Genomic DNA, 20,265 nt, shown 5'->3' on the forward strand with positions numbered 1-20,265 from the left:
TCTTTCTCATTTTAAAAACCTTTATATGCTTGTCGGTAGATATTCGCCAATTCTGTTACAAGAGGTTGTTTTGGGTTTGCAATCGTATCTTGGTCATCGAAGGCATTTTCGGCTAATCTATTTACTTTTTCTTCAAATTCTGCTTTGCATATTCCAGTTTCTTCGATACTTCTTGGTAATTCCAATTCAACAATAAGATTCATGATTGCTTTAACTAAACTCTCTACACCTTCTTCTGCAGTCACTGCAGGCAGACCCAGCATTTTTGCAATCTCCGCATAACGCTGGTCAGCAATAAAGTGTTCATATTTAGGATATGTCATAAATTTATTAGGCTTTTGTCCATTGTACCGAATCACATGCGGCAACATGATGGCGTTTGCACGGCCATGTGCGATACTAAATTCAGCACCAAGTGCATGGGCAAGACTATGGTTAATGCCTAAGAATGAATTAGCAAATGCCATACCTGCTATGGTTGAGGCGTTGTGCATTTTTTCACGGGCAAGTTCATCATTGCCATTACGGTAAGCCTTTGGTAAGTACTCAAATACTAATTGGATTGCCTTCAATGCTAACCCATCGGTAAAATCATTTGCCAGCACTGAAACATATGCCTCAATAGCATGTGTTAAAACATCAATCCCCGTATCTGCTGTAACATGTTTAGGGACACTCATAACAAATTGAGGGTCGACAATAGCCACATCTGGCGTGAGTTGAAAATCTGCTAGCGGATATTTGATATTTGTTTTTCTATCCGAAATAACCGAGAAGGAGGTTACCTCAGAACCTGTTCCAGAAGTGGTTGGTATTGCAACAAGAATTGCCTTACCACGAAGGGCAGGAAATTTAACCACTCTCTTACTGGGATCGAAGAATTTTAGCTTTAAACTATCAAAATCTGCTTTTGGATGTTCATAGAATAACCACATTGCCTTTACAGCGTCCATGACAGAGCCGCCTCCCAGAGCAATAAGACAGTCAGGCTGGAATTTTCTCATCCTGTCTGCACCTCTCTTAGCCACTTCAATGTCTGGCTCAGATTCAATATCATAAAGCACTTCATATTGGATATTGCCAGGATGCTTTTCTAATTGATAAAGCACTTTATCGATCGACCCATTTTTCATTTGACTTGAACTTGTTACAATAAAAACTTTCGAAATTCCAGGAATGGAAGAAAGCACCTGAATGGAGTTTTTTTCAAAAAATATTTGTGATGGAACTTTAAACCATTGTGTCATGTTTCTCCTTTTTGCAACTTTTTTAATGTTTAATAGATTAGCTGTGCCGACATTCTGTGACACTGAGTTCCCTCCATATGTTCCGCACCCAATTGTTAAGGACGGCAAAGATGTGTTATAGATATCACCAATCGCACCATGGGTGGATGGTGTATTAACCATAATTCTTCCAGCTTTCATTCGAAGGGCAAAGGTATCAATCACATTTTGATTTGCTGTATGAATAGCTGCTGAGTGGCCAAGTCCCCCGTATTCAAGTGTTTCTTCAGCAATCAGCAGCCCTTCAGCCAAACTATTTACTTTATAGCAAGCGAGAATAGGGCTCAATTTTTCACAGGAGAGAGGATATTTCGGACCTACACCTTTTAATTCAACAATTAATATTTTTGTATTTATAGGAACATTCACTCCTGCCATTTTTGCAATCATATAGGCGGGTAACCCAACAATCAGTGGATTTAAAGAAGCACTTTTTTCATCTATAACAGCCTTTTCAATTATTTGTCTTTCTTCATTATTTAAGAAATAACAATTGTTTTCAATCAATTCTCGTTTTACTTCATCATAAATCTCATGGTCAATTATAAGTGCTTGTTCAGAGGCACAAATCATTCCATTGTCAAATGTTTTGGATAGAATAATGTCATTTACGGCTCGTTTAATATTTGCACTTTTCTCAATATAACAAGGAACATTTCCAGCTCCAACACCAAGTGCTGGTTTTCCTGAACTATATGCCGCTTTCACTAAGTTAGGTCCACCTGTCGCAAGGATGAGAGAAATCTTTGGATGTTTCATTAGGGTCTGAAATGCTTCGTGGGAGGGGATTTCAATCCATTGGATGCAATTCCCGGGTGCTCCTGCCTTTATTGCAGCTGCTTTGAGAAGCTTTGCAGTTTCAACACAGCATTTTTGCGCATATTTCGGAAAGGCAAAGATAATTGGATTCCTAGTTTTAAGAGATATCAATGCTTTAAAGATAACAGTGGATGTTGGATTCGTGATAGGGATAACACCAGCTATGACACCTACTGGCTCGGCCATCTCTACCATCCCCTCATGCTCATTTTCACTGATTACTCCAACTGTTTTTAGATCTCTAATGTTGTTGTAGATGAACTCTGTCGCAAACATATTTTTGAATACCTTATCTTCATATACCCCTCTTCGTGTTTCTTCCACAGCAAGCTTTGCCAAATCTTTGTGGTGCTCAAGGGCAGTATAGGCCATTTGCTTGACGATTTCGTCCACAATTTCTTGATTGTAGCAGCGATATTCCGCTAACGCCTTTGCTCCATTTTTAGCGAGGATATCAATACTTGCTTCAACATGTTGTTTCTCGTTTACAACTCTTTCTTCGACTGCCATTTCAAATCCCTCCAAATCTATCTTTCCAAGAAGAAATGTTCTTTTTAATCCATTAATCTTTACTGGCTAAAATATATCATGTTGATTAATGCAAATTTTGTCGAAATACGCCAAAAAACGAATGAATATTCATTCATTTTTTAAAGTTTCACAAAATGTTCAAATACTACCCTATTCCACTCAAAAGAACATAAAAACCGCACCCCATTATTTAGGGATGCGGTTCTTAAAATAAATCAACCTGTATTACGTAATCCAGCTGATATTCCACTGATTGTAAGAAGTACCTCAGTGATTAATTCCTCTGAAGGCTCTTCCTGATTTCTTAATTGTTTAATTAATTCAACCTGTAAAAAGTTCAAAGGATCCACATAAGGATTTCTTCGATAAACAGAGTCTTTAATGTTTGGGGTGTGATCAAGCAATTCTTTATCACCTGTTATTTTAAGCAGAACCTCTTTTGTTTTTTCGTACTCTTCAAGAATATTAGAAAAAATTCGCTCAGCAATCTTTTGGTCTTCCACTAGTGATAAATATTCCTTGGCTGTTGTGATATCTGCTTTCATCAATGCCATTTGAAGGTTATCAATCGTTGAGCGGAAAAATGGCCACTTTTCATACATCTTCTTCAATTGCTGTAGATTTTGTTCACCTTTTGAAGCATAGCTATCTAATCCCGTACCTGCAGCATACCATGCAGGAAGAAGCTGCCTGCTTTGTGTCCAAGCAAACACCCAAGGAATAGCTCTCAAATCCTCAAATCGACCGCGGTTTTTCCTGCTCATCGGTCTAGAACCAATGTTTAAGTCCCCAAGTTCTCTTAATGGAGTTGCTTCATTAAAATAAGTTAGGAAGTCTGAATCTCCAAAAACAAGTGATTGATATTTCTTTAGAGAAACGCCAGAAATCTCTTCTATGGCTAATTCCCATGATTCATCCCTCAAGTTTCCATGTTCTGCCTCTTTTGAAACATGAGCTGTCGCCAGCATAAGGGTCGAGGTTGCCTGCTCTAAACTACGATAAGCAATATCTTCAAGCAAATAACGCGAAGACAGCACTTCACCTTGTTCGGTAATTTTCACTCCATCACCAATTGTTTCAGCCGGTTGTGAAAGTAGACTTTTATTAAGTGGACCGCCCCCACGACCAAGAGATCCCCCTCGTCCATGGAAAAACTTCAACCCAATTTGATATTTATTGGCCATTTCATGAATTTCAAGCTGTGCCTTATATAACTTCCAATTTGCTGTTAACGTACCGCCATCCTTACTACCATCTGAATATCCAAGCATGATCTCCTGTTGATTGTTCATTACTTCTAGATGATTTCGATAAACAGGCATGTTGAACAAAGTTTCCATAATTTCTGGACCAGCTGTTAAATCATCAATCGTTTCAAGTAATGGTGCTACATTTAATTGACTTTCAACTGTTCCGTCGGCATGAAGACGGTAAATACCTGCCTCTTTTGCTAATACAAGTACTTCAAGTAAATCACTTGGCGATTTTGTCATACTAACAAGATAAACGGAAATCGAGCGTGCACCAAATTCTTTATGTGCATTTCTGATCATATGAAATACCTGAATCATTTGCTGTGTTTCAGGTGTATAATCTTCATTTAATAATAGAAGCGGCCTTGGGTCCATTAAAATACTTTCTAGCAGCTTGACCTTTTCATCTTCTGAAAGCTCTGCATAATTATCAGAAATGCGTACTTTTCGCAAAATTTCTGTAATGGCTGCCTCGTGTTCACCACTATGATTGCGAATATCAAGTGTAGCTAAATGGAAGCCGAAAAGCTGTACCTGACGTATTAACTTTTGGATTGTCTTCAACTCATGTGCTGCAGGATGATGGTTATTTAAACTTCTTTTAACTAAGTATAAATCTTCTAATAACTCCTCTGCTGAAAGATATCCTAGTTCAGATTTGCCCACTTGTTTTAATCTTTCAATAATAATGGCAAATTTTCTGCGATACACTTCTGATTTAATTGGCCATTTCATGTCATCTGTTAGGAACTTGTCCTCTTCAACGTCTAGGGATTGAATTAATTCTGTACTAACTTCTACCCTTGTTGTGGAATGACTATAACGTTTCATTAAATCGACAAGGACGTTTTTATATTTCTTTAAGACAAGCTTACGCTGCTTTTGTAATGTTGCCCATGTAACGTCAGGAGTAACGTTTGGGTTGCCATCCCGATCGCCGCCAATCCAAGAACCAAATTTAAGAAAATTAGGCACGTCCCATTTATTCGTTGAGTAATTCTTCTCTAAACAATCTTCGACTTCACGGTGTATTTCAGGAAGAACTTCAAACAAGGTCTGATCGAAATAATACAGCCCGTTTCTCACCTCATCCAATACAGTCGGCTTATTATGGCGAAGTTCATCTGTTTGCCAAAGAATGGTTACTTCATTAAACAAACTCTCTTCTAGCTTCCGACGTTCTCTTTTTGTTAAGAGAGGATGATCTAGTTTCTTTAATAAAGCGGCTATACGTTGTTGTATTTCCAAAATTGAACGTTTCGCTGCCTCTGTAGGATGCGCTGTAATAACCAGCTCAAGGGACAATTTGTTTAAGACATTTTGAATCATATCTTCGCTGATATTATTTTCCTTTAAAGAAAGAATGGCACTCTCAATGGAGTCGGGTTGAACGATTGTATCGTCCTCTAAATGGTATTGTCGCTTTCTCCGAATTCGGTGATTTTGTTCAGCTATGTTGATTAAATGAAAATACATTGAAAATGCGCGTATGACTTGTTTTCTCATTGGGCTGCTGAGGTTAGTAATCTCTTGTTTTAATTCAGAATAAATATCTTGATCATATTGGTTCCTAAGTGTTTTACACATAATACGTATTTTTTCTACTTTATCTAATAGCTCAGTTCCCCCATGACTGACAAGGATTTCACCAAGTATTTGTCCAAGTAATTTAACATCGCGGCGAAGTGGAAGACTGCTGTCATTCACTTTCAAATCTGTACTCATGCTTTCACCTTCCCTGTACTAGTTCAAAGACTAAATTTTTTATTTATTAATATAACATATCTTTTAGCCTTCTGTAAAAAAAATTTTTAGAATAGTTAAAAAAAGCAACCCGAAATTTATTCGGATTGCGTAAGTTGATTTTTTTATCTTTGGTTAAATTCCTCGAGTTTAGAGGAGATAGCTGCTGCCACTTCTTCTGTTGATTTCGGGATTGCATTTTTAAATAATGAATTGGCCAATGAACCTAATGCCCCACTGGCATTAATTTCAAGAAATCCAGTCAACAAAGTTTTATTCGTATTAAGTGCTTGTGCTTCAAAATAACCTTCACCAATATACTTTTCATTGGTCCGCCTTAATTCAAAGCTTACTCTAGTTGGTTCATTCCACTCTTTAATATCAATTACAAGGCTTACCTTTTTTTTCATGATACCAAGGTCACTTTTAAACTCCCATGTAATTAAAGTCTCATTTATTTGCTCATGTTGGATATATCCTGGAACGAGTGGTGCCCAATTATTTGCATCCCTGACGAAGTCCCAGATTACGTTTATGGGGATAGCTAATTCTATTTGTTGCATTTCGCTAGGCATTCGGTATCCCTCTTTCTTATTAATTGTAAAAGACCTTCATTATTCTGAAGGTCTTTTTTTTATTTATATGATTCATGGTGACTTTATAGACAAAAAGATTGATTATCAACTTGGTATCTTTTAAGATTTAGGTTAATTGACTGTTATATATTTCAATTTTTGAGTTTGGAGGTAAATGTTGGTGAAAGCCTTTCAGTATGTACTATTTTTTATTGGATTAACACTTTTCGGTTTAGGGAATGCCATTGCAGTAAAAGTGAAATATGTTGGTTTACACCCCTGGGAGGTTTTAAATGTAGCCTTGTATGAACATTTTGGACTTACCATAGGGACTTGGGGAGTTATATGCGGATTAGTCTTGATTAGCATATCCTTTTTTACGGCTCGAAGATATATTAGCGTTGGAACTTTCCTAAATGCCCTTTTAATTGGACCCATTATGGACTTCTTTCTATGGTTAAACATATTACCTGAGGCTACAAATTCTTGGATTGATTATTTGATATTACTCGTTGCTATTGTAATTGCTGGGATCGGCGGAGGTATGTATGTTGCGGCAGGTCTTGGCGCCGGACCTCGGGATGGTTTTATGCTCTCTATTTCAAATAAAACAAAATTATCTGTTAGTCAAGCACGTATGCTGGTTGAAAGCTTTGTGCTAATAATTGGTTTTATATTGGGAGGACCAGTATTTATTGCAACCTTCGTATATACATTAATCCAAAGTCCAGTTTTCCAAAAATCTTTAGTACTCTTTACTAGTTTGGGTGAACTATATAAAAATAAGAAAAAACCAATTAGAGAAGACGTGTATCTATAGGATACACGTCTTCTCTAATACAGCTATATAACTTCAACTCTATCACTACTAAAATCTCGATAATAATTTTGGGTAGCTAAGTTATTTATGTTATGTTCATTTGCTTCAGCAAAGTAGGAAGATAATTTTCCTTCATAAACTAATTCTAAAGAGGATGATTCCTTAATGTCATCTGGTGTAACGAGCGACAACGGCTTTTGTTTATTGATTTTCACCCCAGACTCTTCAAGTAGGGCAGCAACAAAATGGGAACAAAAGAAGGCATTTTTGCGGTCTAACTCTAAATTGAACATAACAGCAAACAAACCTAATAGATTGTAGCGGTACTCACCTTTATTCTTTTCAATCTCCTCAATTTTTTGACAAATTGTATTATACTGGTTTTCCGAGATTGTACAGCAGTAGATAGCGCAATCGGCATTCCGGAAAATACCGCCACGGATATTTTCTCTAACAAAGCCAGCTAAGAAAGGATTACGGGGTCTTTTTCGACCAAAACTATAAACATCCCATAATTGATCATCAAGTGCAATGGAAGCATGATTATGTGGCTTCTTCGTATAAAGTTTAATCATTTTTGTTAAGACAGTCCCAGTATCCGTAAGAAGTACGTAAACCTTCCTCATCCTATATTCCCCCTTCATTTTTCTATAGGAAGGGATTTTTTTCGCTTTATCCCTTGATATTATATCTCATCTACTTCTATCATACAGTACATATCTCCTAGCATGAACAATCTCGAGTATTATTTTCAACTAAGACTTTAGACTTATCCGTATACAGAGATTCTCTTTATGCTCATAGATTATAATGTACTAAATTTAATTCCCCATAGAAACACATTTTTCCTGTTTTTTTTATAAAAATTTCCCAAATTTAACAATTCAAGCATAGGATAATACATTCATGATGAAAGGGGTGTAATAAATGGGATTATATATTAATAAAGGCAAACATCCTTCAGTCTATAAAAATAAAAAGAAAATACCTGAGCCAAATCAAAAGTTTGTGAGGAGGGATTCTCTTACTGAAGTTATAGACGAACAGCAAAAGGCAAATGTTTCACTCATTCATGCTATCAATGAAATGAAACACCAGTTTCTCAACCAAGAGATGGTACAAGCAAATCACTGGGATAAAGTCACTGATCAATTAAATGAACTTAGAACAAGTAATATGAAACATAATGAATATGAAGAATTAATTATTCATTTATTGAAAACACAAGAGGAATTGCAAAAACAATTATCCGAAAAAATTGATAAACAAGAAGAATTTCAACTAGGGGTATTAAATCGGTTGGACAAACAAGAAGCATTGACAGAGAAAATATCACGTCAATTAAATCATATTCGCTCAATCCTTTTTGAACGGACTAACTACCTTGCAGAAAAGATTGATGAAGGGTATAAAATTACTTCTTCATATGTTTACAATCTAATGACTGGATCAGACCAGCCTGTTACATTTTATTTAATGAACAATAAAAAAGTAGAAAAATAGAAGTAGGTCCAGGTGCCATTGGCACCTGTTTTTCATTTAGGCTGTGTTAAACTGGGCTGTTGATTTGTGCTCCAGGCGCTTCGCTTTCCGCAGGCGGTCCGGGAAGCCTCCTCGGAGCTAAAAGCGCCTGCGGGGTCTCCCCTGTCCCGTCCTCCTGCAGGAGTCTCGCGCTTTCCGCACAAATCAACAGAGTTCTAATATCAATATTCTCCTTTAACACAGCCTTCATTTAAATAGATCTTATTCTCTCATAGTATTGAACAAAGTTTTTTAGTAAATCTTTACCACATGTTGTTAATATGGATTCAGGGTGAAACTGAACTCCTTCAACTGGAAGCTCTTTATGTCTTAACGCCATAATTTCTCCATTCTTTGTCCAAGCCGAAATCTCAAGACAGTCTGGCAGTGTTTCTCGTTTCACAATTAATGAGTGATACCTCGTTGCGGGAAATGGATTTGGCAGCCCTTTAAAGATTGTTTTACCATCATGGTATATTTCTGAGGTCTTTCCATGCATTAATCGCTCTGCGGTGACAACATCCCCCTTGTAAACTTGAGCAATAGATTGGTGACCGAGACATACACCCAAAATCGGAATTTTCCCTGAAAATTCTTTGATTGCCTCTAGGCTAATACCTGCTTCATCAGGACTGCCTGGTCCTGGTGAAATCATTAAGAAATCAGGCTGTGACATTTTTATTTCAGCCAAAGTAGTTGTATCGTTCCGCTGGACAATTAACGTTTCCCCTATTTCCCCTAGATATTGAACCAAATTATAGGTAAATGAGTCATAATTATCGATCATAAATATCATTGTCTACTCACCTTTTCCAAAGACAATTACACTGCTATTCACTAGCACCTATATTTCATCATACATGAAATGTAAAAACAAAAGAAGCCCTTTCAAGTGAGAAAAGGGCTTCCAATATGAGATTAAAGTCTGAAGGTAACTTTTGCTATGAAATTTTCTTTAGTTCCTCTGATAACTGGAGGAAAGCTTCCTTATTTCTTTCTTGTAAGGAGAGGTCGATTTCCTTACGGAGTACTTCTCTTCTAAATTCAATCAAGGCGTGGTTTAAAAACATCTCAGCAATTACAGAATCGTTGTTTTCATCAGTTTGTTGTGGTGAATTTAATAATCTCTTTTCCATGGAAATCAACTCCTTGAGCTTTTTCTTATTATACAGTTAATTTTCTAAAAATTCAAATATTTTATTTATTATCAATAAAAAATTTTTTCTTGCCATTTATTCTATCAATTAATTTTTGCTCTATTATGCTTGTCTGTTGATTTCCACTCCACTAAGGAAAGCTTCTTTGAATAATCACCGCAGTGACAGGCGGTATTTGCCTGTCACGAGGCACTTCGCTTTCCACAGGCGGTTCGGGGAAGCCTCCTTGGGCCAAGTGATAAGCGGGGTCCTCCCCTGTCCCGTCCTCCTGCAGGACATTAAATTGCATCCTTGAATCCGCCCACGCACGAAGAAAATGCGATAGCATTTTCGAGGAGTCTTCGTGCCTTCCGCGCAAATCAACAGAGTGCCAAAAATTATAAAACAGCCGTAATTTAAGAAAAATTTAATAGTTTATTTAGATTGCTTTTATATCTTCTATTTAGACTACAGATGTAACATAAATATTGAATGGAGGATAAGAATATGAATAAGAAGCTTTTAGCTGCAATTGGAATTAGTGGGACGCTTATGTTAGGCAGTGTTTATTCAATTTCTGCGAATACATCTGGTTACGACCTATACAAAGAAGCATTAAAGAAAACACATAGTGCTGACAGTGCAACATTAAATTTTAATCTTACACTCGAGGACAACAAAAAATCTATATTATCATCAGAGTCTATTTTCAAATCTGATTCAGTTAATCAGGTAAACTCAATCTCGACTCGTTTAGCGAATGAATCAGAAGTTAATATGATGAACATGTATAAGCAGGACGGGAATTGGTTCGTGATGAAAGACGGGCTTGATACTGTTTATAAAATGGATACTTCAAATAATCCACATCACAGAAATACTGCCGAATTAAAAGATGATGTTGAGAATCTGATTGATGTCATGACTAAAAATCTTCAACAACAAATTACAGTGGACGAAATGAAAAATGGCAATCACGAAATTAATCTTGATCTTACCGGTAAAGAAATTCCTCTTACTGCTAATGCCTTAAGTACGTTGATGATTAAACATGCTGTCATGATTCAAGACAATAACGACACTGAAAGTTCGGACTTTCACATTAAAACAAAAGTTCCTGAATTGGATCATGATATAACTGTTAAGCAAGTCAAACTTACCGCACAGGTAAACAACGAAAATTACATTGAACAACAGAAAGTCAAAGTCGTAGTAACAGGCAAAGATAAACAAGGCACTATCCATGAATTAGTTCTAAGTATGGATTTAAATGCATCTGATTACAATCAAACTACAGTAACACCTGTTGAAATTCCAACAGATAAAGTAGTCGAATTTGATCATGGTAAAAAATAAATTACATTGAGTAATGATTAGAGGGTGGCAAATTTGGAAAAAGCAGTCGTTATTACCGGACTAACAAAGCAGTATGAAAACGGCAGAGGAATACAGGACATTCAATTATCCATTGATCAGGGGGAAATAATGGGGGTACTTGGTCCAAATGGAGCAGGTAAGACAACATTATTAAAATGTATGACCGGTCTCACCTTACCGGATAGAGGAAGTGTAAAACTATTCGGTGTAGACCTTCTGAGTAATTATAAAAAAGCGATTACACCTGTTGGTGCGTTAATTGGACCGGCTGTTGCTTACGAAAACATGTCACCCTATAAAAATCTAAAAATGATATCTCGTTTATATTCGGGAATCTCCCATTCAGATATTGAAGAAGCATTGAGTCTGACTGGTTTAACACCTTATAAGGATGAAAAAGTATCTTCCTTTTCTATGGGAATGAAGCAGCGTTTTGGTATTGCCTCAGCCCTTATTTCCAAACCTAGTTTAATAATCTTAGATGAACCCACAAACGGTTTAGATATTGATGGATTACTGTTATTAAGAAAGACGATTCAGGAAATATCAAGAAAATCTGGAGTAACCTTTGTGATTTCCAGTCATCATATTTCAGAATTAGAGAAGCTATGCAATCGCTTTTGTTTTCTCATCCATGGTCAGGCCTCATTTTATGAAACTGGCAATGAGCCTTTAGAGGATGTCTATGTCAAGAAAGTGGAGGTAGAGAGGAAGATGAACACTATACTTGCAAATAGTATGAATGAGATACAAAAATTACTATCAAAAAAGATAACCAAACTGATTTTATTCGCTGCTTTCCTTCTACCTATGCTAACAAAGTTTCTTGTAAATAATCTATTTTTGATCGATTGGATGGCATTACCTACAGAAAATATTAATTTTACATTGTTGGATTTATTCATAACCATGTTCATTCCTCTTTACATTTTCATAGCCTCTACGGATATATTTACAGGAGAAGCAGAACGTGGAACCTTATTCCAAGTTAGGCCCATTAGTCGAATGGAAATGTTCCTTTCCAAATTAACCGCGATTGGCATCATAACCTTATTTGTTCTTTTATTAGAATGGTTGTCAGTGATGATTAGCAGTGCAATTTTTGATAGTACTTTTGAATTCACTACTATTGCTTCAACTCTAGGAGCATTTATTATTTCCTGGTTCCCCTTAATCGTTATCTCTGCATTTGCCATTATGGTAGCATTATTCATTCAGTCTAGTGTTCTTGCGATTTCTAGCATGTTTGTCCTATATTTAGTCATGATGTTTATTCCGTATATACTTCCCGCTTCCTTGTATTTGCTTCCATCTTCGTATTTAGATTGGTATATGCAGTGGCTTGGTGATGTGTCATTTCGTTGGATTTTGCAAACTGTCACCTATTTGTGCTCTTCTTTCGCATTGTTTTTTTCATTAGGCTATTATATGTTTAATAGAAAAGAAGCCTAAACTAAAAGGGTGCTATTTCAATGTCTATTAAACTCCGGCTAATCTTATCAAATATTGCGATGATCACCGTTCCAATCATCTTGTTCATGATTACATCATTTCTTTTAATGATTGTTTTCCTCGGTGATATTCGGGAAATTGCTGAATTTTTACCAGAAAGTCATAGTTACCATAAAACAAAACAAAAGGACACATTGTTGTTTCTAGCATTAAAAGAAAAGTCCGCATCTAATCCAAAGGAATTGTTAAGTAAGGAGTATTTAGAAACACTAGACACTGACCTTGAAAAAATCGATTCTGGATTAGTTATCCGTAAAAATGATGATGTAATCTATGTAACGCCTGAACTTGAAAAAGTTCGTACACAAAACCTGCCCGATTTTGGAACAGAAAAAAGCTTTCGCAGCCTAGAAGAAATTGGTGATCAGACTTTTGCCATTAAGCAGCATGATTTTTACTTACAAGATGGAAGCGAAATCTCGTTATTTTTAATGAGAGACGCAAGTCCATGGAATAAGTTTGTACGGACCTTTTTCCCTATTCTTTTTGGGTTATGTTTATTGATTTTAATTGCAACAAATGGATTATTAGCTTATTTTGTATCCAAAAGTATTATCAAACCAATTAATCAATTAAAAAAAGCAGCCTATTTTATTAAAAGTGGAAATCTCGATCACTCCATTAAGCCAACAAAGAATGATGAGATTGGTCAACTAACCCAAGCATTTGAAGAAATGAGGATCCAATTAAAGGAGTCGCACGAGATTCAACAACAATATGAAGATAACCGCAAAGAATTAATTGCCCATATTTCGCATGATTTAAAAACACCGATTACATCAATAAAAGGCTATATAGAAGGAATACGCGATGGAGTGGCCGACACCCCTGAAAAGAGAACACGCTATATTCAAACCATTTATGCGAAAGCTGTTGATATGGATCATTTAATTGATGAATTGTTTCTATTCTCTAAACTAGATTTAGGCAAAGTACCATTTGAGTTTGAAAAAATTGATATTAAAGATTATTTAATAGATTATTTTGAGGAATTAAGCTTCGACCTCAGAAAACAAAACGTGGAATTAAATTTTCAATTTACTCCCACAGGCTGTTACGATGTTCTAATTGATCGAGAAAAGTTTAAACGAGTTCTTGCAAATATTATTAACAATAGCTTGAAGTATATGGAAAAGGATAAAAGAGAATTAATCATATCTATGCGTTCTACTAATGAGAACGTAGAGATTTCCATTGCTGATAATGGACCAGGTATTCCTGAGGAGTCGATTCCCTTCATTTTTAACCAGTTTTATCGTGCAGAACGATCGAGAAATAAATTAACCGGCGGCAGTGGTTTAGGGCTTTCGATTGCAAAAATGATCATCGAAGAACATAACGGTGTGATAAAATTAGAAAGCATTTTAAAGGTTGGAACAACTATTACCATTACTTTGCCGCATCATAACTGTTCTAAGGAGGCCAAATCATGAAAAAGATTTTAATTATTGAAGATGAAAAAAGTATTGCCGAGTTAGAACAGGATTATTTAGAGATTAACGGCTTCCATACTGAAATGGTTCATACGGGAGATATCGGTCTTCAGAAGGCGCTAACTAAAGATTTCGATTTAATTTTACTGGATGTTATGCTGCCAAACATTGACGGTTTTGAGATTTGCAAAAAAATTAGAAGTATTAAAGATATCCCAATTATTATGGTGACAGCAAAGAAAGAAGAAATAGATAAAATTAGAGGACTTGGGCTTGGTGCTGATGATTATTTAGTTAAGCCTTTTAGTCCCAATGAAATGGTTGCTAGAGTAAAAGCCCATTTATCCCGATATGAGAGATTATCGATGAAACAAAATCACGAATCCCAAGGAATATACATCCGTGGTTTATTCATAGACCGATCATCAAGGCGTGTATTTGTAAACAATCAAGAAATTACCTTAACCACAAAAGAATTCGACGTCCTCACCTTTCTTGCTTTAAACCCAGAACAGGTCTTCAGCAAAGATCACCTATTTGAGAGAATTTGGGGTTATGACAGCAACGGAGACGTCTCCACCGTAACCGTCCACATCCGCAAAATTAGAGAAAAAATCGAACATAATCCCTCCAACCCTGAATACATAGAAACCGTATGGGGATCTGGCTATCGTTTTCATTAAAATTTGGTGACACCTATTAGGTGTTTACCTTGGTGACAGGCACCACAAAAAGACATTGTCCACCCCAGGTGGACAATGTCTTTTTGTGTCAGTGTATTTGGCTTTGAAATAGAGCATTTCGGTTATTGAATTTTGTAACTAGTTTTATGAGGATTAGGTTGGCTATTAGTAAGCCAGCTCCTATTAGGAATAATATTATTGGACTTAAGAAGAACATCCCGCTTGCTTGACTTATGATAATCCCAACAATTGGTAACACGAGTAGTCCCCCGAATTGTTGGGCTTCCTGGAATGTTTTGACCTTGGCTGAGATTAAGACATTTAAAATGATATTAAACAAAACTAAAATTGGAATGACCCAAAACATTAAAATCATCCAGGTCGAGTTAAAATATAAGATTACTTTAAAGTACGGGTACGTTATGATATTTACAATAATAAAACTAATGATAAAGGCTGCAAAGGAAATACATAACGTTGGAATTATAGATGCTAGTACTTTACCAAGAAACAAGTCCTTAATTGAAATAGGAGCAAACAACAATGTTTCTAACGTATTTCTTTCCTTTTCACCCACAAAACTATTAGATGAAGTAACCATTGAGTTAATAATCGCTACCATTAAGAAAAACGGTATCATCATTAAGGTCAAGAAAAAAAATACAAATTTATAGTTAAGAGTTGGTAAAGCTGACAGTGTATTCCTCATTTCCTCATTAGGAAATTCATTAATAAATGCATTTATTGGTTTTTCTATATCCTGGGCAGAGGATCCAACCAAATCAAATCGAAGTCCGAAAAATGCAATACAGGATGGTATAACGATACAAATGAGTAAGGCAGTTATGATCATCGGAACCCAAACCTTTTTGGATGAGAAGGTTGCTTTAATATCTTTCTGCACAATGGTTAGGATTATATTTTTATTCACCCTCTCCACCTCCCCTAATTTTGAAATAAATAGCCTCAAGACTTCTATTGGTTATCTCACAATTATGTACCCATGACTCACTAAGTATATTCGTCAATAAAGGGGTAATCTCTTCCTTCGAGGCAAGATTAAATTCCAATACATTAGGTCTTTTCCTACTGAATGTATATCCCTTGTAACTTTGGCTATTAAGAGGTCTAAGTCCCGTTTCTACAACTAACCTGACTTCCTTTAAATATTTCCCTTCTAACTCATCCTTCGTTCCTTTTTCGATTATCCTGCCCTCATTCAGGAACAAGTACGAATCACAGATTGTTTCTAGTTGATGCAGAACATGAGAGCATATTAAGATGGTTACACCATCTTCTTGATTCACTTTACGTAAATAATGTATTACTTCATTGATTCCTTCTGGATCCAGTCCATTTGTCGGTTCATCCAGAAATAGAAGTTTAGGCTTATGCAATAGAGCCTTGGCAAGTGCAACTCTTTTCTTCATACCAGTTGAAAAGCTCCCAACTAGTTGGTCTTTATGGTTAAACATCTCAAATTGTTTGAGCAAATGTGTTATTCGCTTTTGATCGTATTTACCATATATCTTTGAAAAGAAAACTAGATTGTCCCATGCCGTCATATCATGATAAAGACTAGCACTTTCCGTTACAATTCCAACTCTTTCCCTAATTTTATCTCCTTGCATATTAGGGTCGAAATTCATAACCTTCATATTTCCATGTGTTGCCTCAATTACTCCATTTAATAAACGGATAATGGTTGTTTTTCCAGCCCCGTTTGGACCAAGTAATCCATTGATACTTCCTTCTTTAATTGTGAATGAGACATCTTTTAATATTTCACGATTGTTAAATTGTTTACTAACTTTATTTACCTCTATAATATTGGTCAAAGTTTCTCCCCCCTTAAACGTTTCTCCTTTTGTATAACGATTAATGACGTGAATTCGTTCACAAAAAATTAATATTTTTTTTATAGACTTGATATTAAAGAATGACCATATGTTCGAAAGGTTTTTATCTACGTGGTGCCGAATAGAATGTAGAAATAAAAATAGAGGAGAATCCTAATGTCAACTAAAAAAGGGACCATTCTGGTTGTTGAGGATGAAGAAAAGATTGCAAGAGTATTGGAACTTGAGCTTGAGTATGAAGGCTATTCAGTAACAAAAGTAATGGATGGTTTTGAGGCTCTAGAGGCCTTTCGTACCAGAAATTGGGATTTAATATTATTGGATGTCATGCTGCCAGGATTAAGCGGGATTGAGATTCTTCGGAGGATTCGCAATGATGATCTCCTTACACCTGTCATTCTTTTAACAGCAAAGAGTTCTGTTGAAGACAAAGTGTCGGGTCTTGACCTAGGAGCCAATGATTATATCACAAAGCCATTTCAAATAGAGGAACTGTTAGCGAGAATCCGTGCTGCATTAAGAATCAAACTAGCAGAACAACCACAGACTGAGGACAGTGACCTGTTGCGGTTTGCTGATTTAAGTATTAATCAAAAATCAAGAGAAGTGATAAGAGCTGGCGAAGCGATTGAGTTGACTCCAAGAGAATTTGATTTACTCGTCTATCTTATGATTAATAAAAGACAGGTGTTGAGCAGGGACCAAATATTAGAGGCAGTATGGGGATATGACTTTTTCGGAGATACAAATGTAGTTGACGTTTATATACGTTATGTAAGAAAAAAAATTGATCTCCCGCATTTACCCTCACTAATTCACACTGTTCGAGGCGTTGGTTATGTGATGAAGGATTCCAAATGAAACTACGAAATAAAATCAACCTTTATACAGCCTTTTTGTTTGCCTTGCTACTGTTGCTCATAAATATTACCATTTATTATACATTTAGCACGTTACTCCTCGACAGCGAACTTACCACCGCACATAAGGAGATGGAAAAAGTATCCGATAATTTCGGAGAATCTCTAGGAAAAGTTCCCGATGATTCCCTTCTTAGATCCTATGTTCCTATCAACGGAATGATTCAAATTGTGACGGAGGATAACAAAAACTCGCCTGCGGTTATGAGTCCTGGTGAGCAAAACCTAAGTAAGAAGGAATCAGTATTTTATAAAAATGAAATCAGCAAAACAATTGAATACGAGGAACGTAAGTATACTTTTGAATCAATGCCTATCATCATGCCAGACGGTAGTGTTGCTAACCTTCAAATCACTAAAAGTATGGAGACATCAACAAATATTTTATCCATTCTTCGCCTTGTGTTAATCTTGGTTACACTACTTGCCCTGATTCCCGTTTTGATTTCAAGCCGGCTTCTTAGTAACTTTATTACAAAACCAGTTACGACCATGATTAAAACAATGACGGAAATACGGAAGAGCGGAACCTTCAAGCGACTCAAAGTAGAAGGTAAATCGAAAGACGAGCTCTTTCAAATGGGTCAAACATTTAACCATATGATTGACCTCTTAGAATTGAACTTTGAAAAACAGGAGCAGTTTGCTTCCAATGCTTCCCATGAACTTAAAACCCCTTTAACCATAATAGAGAGTTACGCGAGTCTTTTAAAAAGAAGGGGCTTAACGGAACCACAACTATTCACGGAATCGATTGAAGCTATTCATTCTGAAGCACTACGAATGAGGGAAATGACCGAGCAGCTCTTGATGTTAGCGAGGCATCATGAACAGTGGAATATCGAACTTAAGCAGGTGAATCTTAATCAGCTACTAAACCAAACTATAAAAACATTCAAGAATGCCTATAACAGGGAAATTAAGTTCAACACAGATAAGGAAGTTCCTATTTTCATTGAAAGTGATGAAAAAAAGCTCAAGCAAGTGTTGTTTATTTTTTTAGACAATGCAAGGAAATATAGTGATGACTCTATCTCAGTCGAACTTGGTTCAAGGAACGAAGAAATTTACATTAAAATAATCGATCATGGCATAGGTATCCAGGAAAGCGAAATTCCAAAGGTGTTTGACAGGTTTTATCGTGTAGATAAAGCTAGAAGCAGAAAACAGGGCGGTTCTGGTCTAGGTTTATCGATTGCCAAGGAAATTGCCGATGCAATAGGAATTGGATTACAACTAGAAAGTGCAGTTGGGATTGGAACTACTGCCACCCTTCTCTTTAAAAAAGTTTAAAAATGATCAAAATTCTCATCACTTTCTCATTTTTATATAAGAAAATAGATGTAAATAAGGGGAGTGAATAGAAATGAAAAAGATATCTTGGTTTTGGGTGGCAATTTGCTCTATAATCCTTGTTATTGCTTTTGTCAGCTTTCAGCAATACGGAAAACTTACGCCCTCAGCTGACATGTTAACAGAGGAGGAAGCCAAGGCGCTTGTTAAAGAGCGTTATCAAGGAAGTATTTCATCAATAAAATTATCCGATAAACAGTATCATATTGAACTAGAAAAAGAAAATCATCTTTATACGATAAAGCTAGAATCAACTAGTGGAAAAGTTTTATCTTTTACACAAACTGATTCAGAAACGTCCAAACCAACACCATCACAGACTCCCCCCCAAACGGTTGGGTTACCTGAAGAGAGAATAAGAGAAATTATCCTATCACAGGTGGTAAACGGAACAATCGCTTCATTAGAAAAAATAAATAACGGCTCTGATTCTTTTTATAAGGCCATTGTGAATGATAAAGAAAAGCAGACTACGATTACAGTAGACGCTATTTCAGGCACTGTCCTTTCCTCTACTTCAACTTTAATAAATGAACCTGCTAAGAGATTGACTGAAAACGATGCTGTTAAGATTGCAAGAACACAGGTACAGGGAGAGTTAGACGATATTTGGCTGGAAACTGAGAGCGACCAACCGTATTACCTCGTTAAGATAGAAACAAATGATGATCGTGAAGCAACCGTTCAAATTCACGCTATTACTGGGGATGTAAAAACAGTAGCCTGGGATGACCATGAAAATGAACCAAAGGGAAAAGACAAAAATGATGATGATTGATAATTCTTAGAAAACTAGTTTTTTCTCATTAATTTCTAATGTTTCTATCCTTTTACTCTCATTTTCAGTGGATATACTGAAATTGTAGAACGGTAATAGGAAAAAGGAGGAAATAATAAATGAAAAACAAATTTTTAATTGGTGCAGTAGCAGGTTTACTAGTTTTAGGTGGTGCAATTGCGGTTGGAGCCTCAAAGAATGATTCTCTTCCTGAGGATTCATCGTCCGTTATCAACCTTGAAACACAGAACTTACCCGAACTCAAAGAAGGTCAAGAATTGGAGCTCGAAACCGAACATGGTCAAACTTTTTATAAGATAGAAACTGATGATGACAGCAGTAATTCTTCCTCTGCCACATCAACAAATACTTCTGCACTATCTATTGAAGAAGCATCAAAAATCGCGACAAATGAAGTAAACGGAAAAATAACCAAGATTGAAAAAGAAATGGAACATGGCAGACTTGAATATAAATTTGAAATTCAGTCAGACCAAGGCGAGGCAGACGTTCGAGTAGATGCTGAAACTGGAAAAATCACAAGAGTAGAGTTTGATGATGACAGCAGAGATGATCGAGTCGAAGACGATGATGATGACAAAGGCAGAGGTAGAGGCAGAGGCAGTGACGATTAAATTAGAGAAAAAAGATAAGTTTTTAAAGGAC

General features: G+C 36.2%; 18 protein-coding genes. 10 read left to right on the plus strand and 8 right to left on the minus strand.

What is annotated here, in order from left to right; all coding sequences use genetic code 11:
* Window positions 1-11: 11 nt before the first annotated feature.
* The 3 genes from adhE to QUG14_RS11005 form a co-directional block, all read right to left on the minus strand.
* Window positions 12-2,615, minus strand: a complete 2,604-nt coding sequence (gene adhE / locus QUG14_RS10995; RefSeq protein WP_289340573.1) for a bifunctional acetaldehyde-CoA/alcohol dehydrogenase — start codon at window positions 2,613-2,615, stop codon at window positions 12-14.
* 236 nt (window positions 2,616-2,851) lie between these two features.
* Window positions 2,852-5,614: a phosphoenolpyruvate carboxylase gene (ppc, locus tag QUG14_RS11000; RefSeq protein WP_289340574.1), complete on the minus strand. Its 2,763-nt coding sequence runs from the start codon at window positions 5,612-5,614 to the stop codon at window positions 2,852-2,854.
* A 143-nt stretch (window positions 5,615-5,757) separates the two neighbouring features.
* Window positions 5,758-6,207 (minus strand): SRPBCC family protein, encoded by a 450-nt coding sequence (locus tag QUG14_RS11005; protein WP_289340575.1) that lies wholly within the window; start codon window positions 6,205-6,207, stop codon window positions 5,758-5,760.
* A 175-nt stretch (window positions 6,208-6,382) separates the two neighbouring features.
* On the opposite strand from QUG14_RS11005, the gene QUG14_RS11010 reads away from it, so the two are divergent.
* Window positions 6,383-7,027, plus strand: a complete 645-nt coding sequence (locus tag QUG14_RS11010) for a YczE/YyaS/YitT family protein (RefSeq protein WP_289340576.1) — start codon at window positions 6,383-6,385, stop codon at window positions 7,025-7,027.
* A 23-nt stretch (window positions 7,028-7,050) separates the two neighbouring features.
* On the opposite strand, the gene QUG14_RS11015 is transcribed toward QUG14_RS11010, so the two are convergent.
* Entirely contained in the window at window positions 7,051-7,653 is a 603-nt protein-coding gene (locus tag QUG14_RS11015; RefSeq protein WP_289340577.1) for a hypothetical protein, read from the minus strand.
* A gap of 301 nt (window positions 7,654-7,954) precedes the next feature.
* On the opposite strand from QUG14_RS11015, the gene QUG14_RS11020 reads away from it, so the two are divergent.
* Window positions 7,955-8,530, plus strand: a complete 576-nt coding sequence (locus tag QUG14_RS11020) for a hypothetical protein (protein ID WP_289340579.1) — start codon at window positions 7,955-7,957, stop codon at window positions 8,528-8,530.
* 229 nt (window positions 8,531-8,759) lie between these two features.
* Here QUG14_RS11020 and pabA read toward each other — a convergent pair whose 3' ends face one another.
* Complete coding sequence (gene pabA / locus QUG14_RS11025) at window positions 8,760-9,344, minus strand: aminodeoxychorismate/anthranilate synthase component II (RefSeq protein WP_289340580.1); 585 nt, start codon at window positions 9,342-9,344, stop codon at window positions 8,760-8,762.
* 145 nt (window positions 9,345-9,489) lie between these two features.
* On the minus strand, window positions 9,490-9,684 hold the full coding sequence (locus QUG14_RS11030) for an IDEAL domain-containing protein (protein WP_289340581.1): 195 nt from the start codon (window positions 9,682-9,684) through the stop codon (window positions 9,490-9,492).
* A 507-nt stretch (window positions 9,685-10,191) separates the two neighbouring features.
* On the opposite strand from QUG14_RS11030, the gene QUG14_RS11035 reads away from it, so the two are divergent.
* The 4 genes from QUG14_RS11035 to QUG14_RS11050 are packed head-to-tail and all read left to right on the plus strand — an operon-like array spanning window position 10,192 to window position 14,689.
* Window positions 10,192-11,040: a hypothetical protein gene (locus tag QUG14_RS11035; RefSeq protein ID WP_289340582.1), complete on the plus strand. Its 849-nt coding sequence runs from the start codon at window positions 10,192-10,194 to the stop codon at window positions 11,038-11,040.
* Between the two features lie 33 nt (window positions 11,041-11,073).
* Window positions 11,074-12,513 carry an ATP-binding cassette domain-containing protein gene (locus tag QUG14_RS11040; protein WP_289340583.1) on the plus strand — a complete coding sequence of 480 codons (1,440 nt, stop codon included), beginning with the start codon at window positions 11,074-11,076 and terminating at the stop codon, window positions 12,511-12,513.
* Window positions 12,514-12,533: 20 nt separating this feature from the next.
* Window positions 12,534-14,006: a sensor histidine kinase gene (locus QUG14_RS11045; RefSeq protein ID WP_289340584.1), complete on the plus strand. Its 1,473-nt coding sequence runs from the start codon at window positions 12,534-12,536 to the stop codon at window positions 14,004-14,006.
* Entirely contained in the window at window positions 14,003-14,689 is a 687-nt protein-coding gene (locus QUG14_RS11050) for a response regulator transcription factor (protein ID WP_289340585.1), read from the plus strand. The genes QUG14_RS11045 and QUG14_RS11050 overlap by 4 nt, the downstream gene beginning before the upstream one ends.
* An 88-nt stretch (window positions 14,690-14,777) precedes the next feature.
* Here QUG14_RS11050 and QUG14_RS11055 read toward each other — a convergent pair whose 3' ends face one another.
* Together QUG14_RS11055 and QUG14_RS11060 are read right to left on the minus strand one after the other, a co-directional pair.
* Window positions 14,778-15,620: an ABC transporter permease subunit gene (locus QUG14_RS11055; RefSeq protein ID WP_289340586.1), complete on the minus strand. Its 843-nt coding sequence runs from the start codon at window positions 15,618-15,620 to the stop codon at window positions 14,778-14,780.
* Window positions 15,613-16,527, minus strand: a complete 915-nt coding sequence (locus QUG14_RS11060; RefSeq protein WP_289340587.1) for an ABC transporter ATP-binding protein — start codon at window positions 16,525-16,527, stop codon at window positions 15,613-15,615. Before QUG14_RS11060 ends, QUG14_RS11055 begins: the two co-directional genes overlap by 8 nt.
* A gap of 177 nt (window positions 16,528-16,704) precedes the next feature.
* Between QUG14_RS11060 and QUG14_RS11065 the strand changes: the two genes are divergently transcribed.
* The 4 genes from QUG14_RS11065 to QUG14_RS11080 all read left to right on the plus strand — a co-directional run bounded on the left by QUG14_RS11065 (window position 16,705) and on the right by QUG14_RS11080 (window position 20,234).
* Window positions 16,705-17,409 (plus strand): response regulator transcription factor, encoded by a 705-nt coding sequence (locus QUG14_RS11065; protein WP_289340588.1) that lies wholly within the window; start codon window positions 16,705-16,707, stop codon window positions 17,407-17,409.
* Complete coding sequence (locus QUG14_RS11070) at window positions 17,406-18,761, plus strand: sensor histidine kinase (protein WP_289340589.1); 1,356 nt, start codon at window positions 17,406-17,408, stop codon at window positions 18,759-18,761. The genes QUG14_RS11065 and QUG14_RS11070 overlap by 4 nt, the downstream gene beginning before the upstream one ends.
* A gap of 73 nt (window positions 18,762-18,834) precedes the next feature.
* Window positions 18,835-19,599, plus strand: a complete 765-nt coding sequence (locus tag QUG14_RS11075; RefSeq protein ID WP_289340590.1) for a PepSY domain-containing protein — start codon at window positions 18,835-18,837, stop codon at window positions 19,597-19,599.
* 119 nt (window positions 19,600-19,718) lie between these two features.
* Window positions 19,719-20,234 carry a PepSY domain-containing protein gene (locus tag QUG14_RS11080; protein WP_289340591.1) on the plus strand — a complete coding sequence of 172 codons (516 nt, stop codon included), beginning with the start codon at window positions 19,719-19,721 and terminating at the stop codon, window positions 20,232-20,234.
* Window positions 20,235-20,265 lie beyond the last annotated feature (31 nt).

Source organism: Neobacillus sp. CF12, assembly GCF_030348765.1.
GTDB lineage: Bacteria > Bacillota > Bacilli > Bacillales > Cytobacillaceae > Neobacillus.

Bases quoted from the DNA above. Each gene is read 5' to 3' on its own strand.
- adhE (WP_289340573.1), bottom strand. From the start codon at position 2,615: ATGGCAGTCGAAGAAAGAGTTGTAAACGAGAAACAACATGTTGAAGCA.
- ppc (WP_289340574.1), bottom strand. From the start codon at position 5,614: ATGAGTACAGATTTGAAAGTGAATGACAGCAGTCTTCCACTTCGCCGC.
- QUG14_RS11005 (WP_289340575.1), bottom strand. From the start codon at position 6,207: ATGCCTAGCGAAATGCAACAAATAGAATTAGCTATCCCCATAAACGTA.
- QUG14_RS11010 (WP_289340576.1), top strand. From the start codon at position 6,383: ATGTTGGTGAAAGCCTTTCAGTATGTACTATTTTTTATTGGATTAACA.
- QUG14_RS11015 (WP_289340577.1), bottom strand. From the start codon at position 7,653: ATGAGGAAGGTTTACGTACTTCTTACGGATACTGGGACTGTCTTAACA.
- QUG14_RS11020 (WP_289340579.1), top strand. From the start codon at position 7,955: ATGGGATTATATATTAATAAAGGCAAACATCCTTCAGTCTATAAAAAT.
- pabA (WP_289340580.1), bottom strand. From the start codon at position 9,344: ATGATATTTATGATCGATAATTATGACTCATTTACCTATAATTTGGTT.
- QUG14_RS11030 (WP_289340581.1), bottom strand. From the start codon at position 9,684: ATGGAAAAGAGATTATTAAATTCACCACAACAAACTGATGAAAACAAC.
- QUG14_RS11035 (WP_289340582.1), top strand. From the start codon at position 10,192: ATGAATAAGAAGCTTTTAGCTGCAATTGGAATTAGTGGGACGCTTATG.
- QUG14_RS11045 (WP_289340584.1), top strand. From the start codon at position 12,534: ATGTCTATTAAACTCCGGCTAATCTTATCAAATATTGCGATGATCACC.
- QUG14_RS11050 (WP_289340585.1), top strand. From the start codon at position 14,003: ATGAAAAAGATTTTAATTATTGAAGATGAAAAAAGTATTGCCGAGTTA.
- QUG14_RS11065 (WP_289340588.1), top strand. From the start codon at position 16,705: ATGTCAACTAAAAAAGGGACCATTCTGGTTGTTGAGGATGAAGAAAAG.
- QUG14_RS11070 (WP_289340589.1), top strand. From the start codon at position 17,406: ATGAAACTACGAAATAAAATCAACCTTTATACAGCCTTTTTGTTTGCC.
- QUG14_RS11075 (WP_289340590.1), top strand. From the start codon at position 18,835: ATGAAAAAGATATCTTGGTTTTGGGTGGCAATTTGCTCTATAATCCTT.
- QUG14_RS11080 (WP_289340591.1), top strand. From the start codon at position 19,719: ATGAAAAACAAATTTTTAATTGGTGCAGTAGCAGGTTTACTAGTTTTA.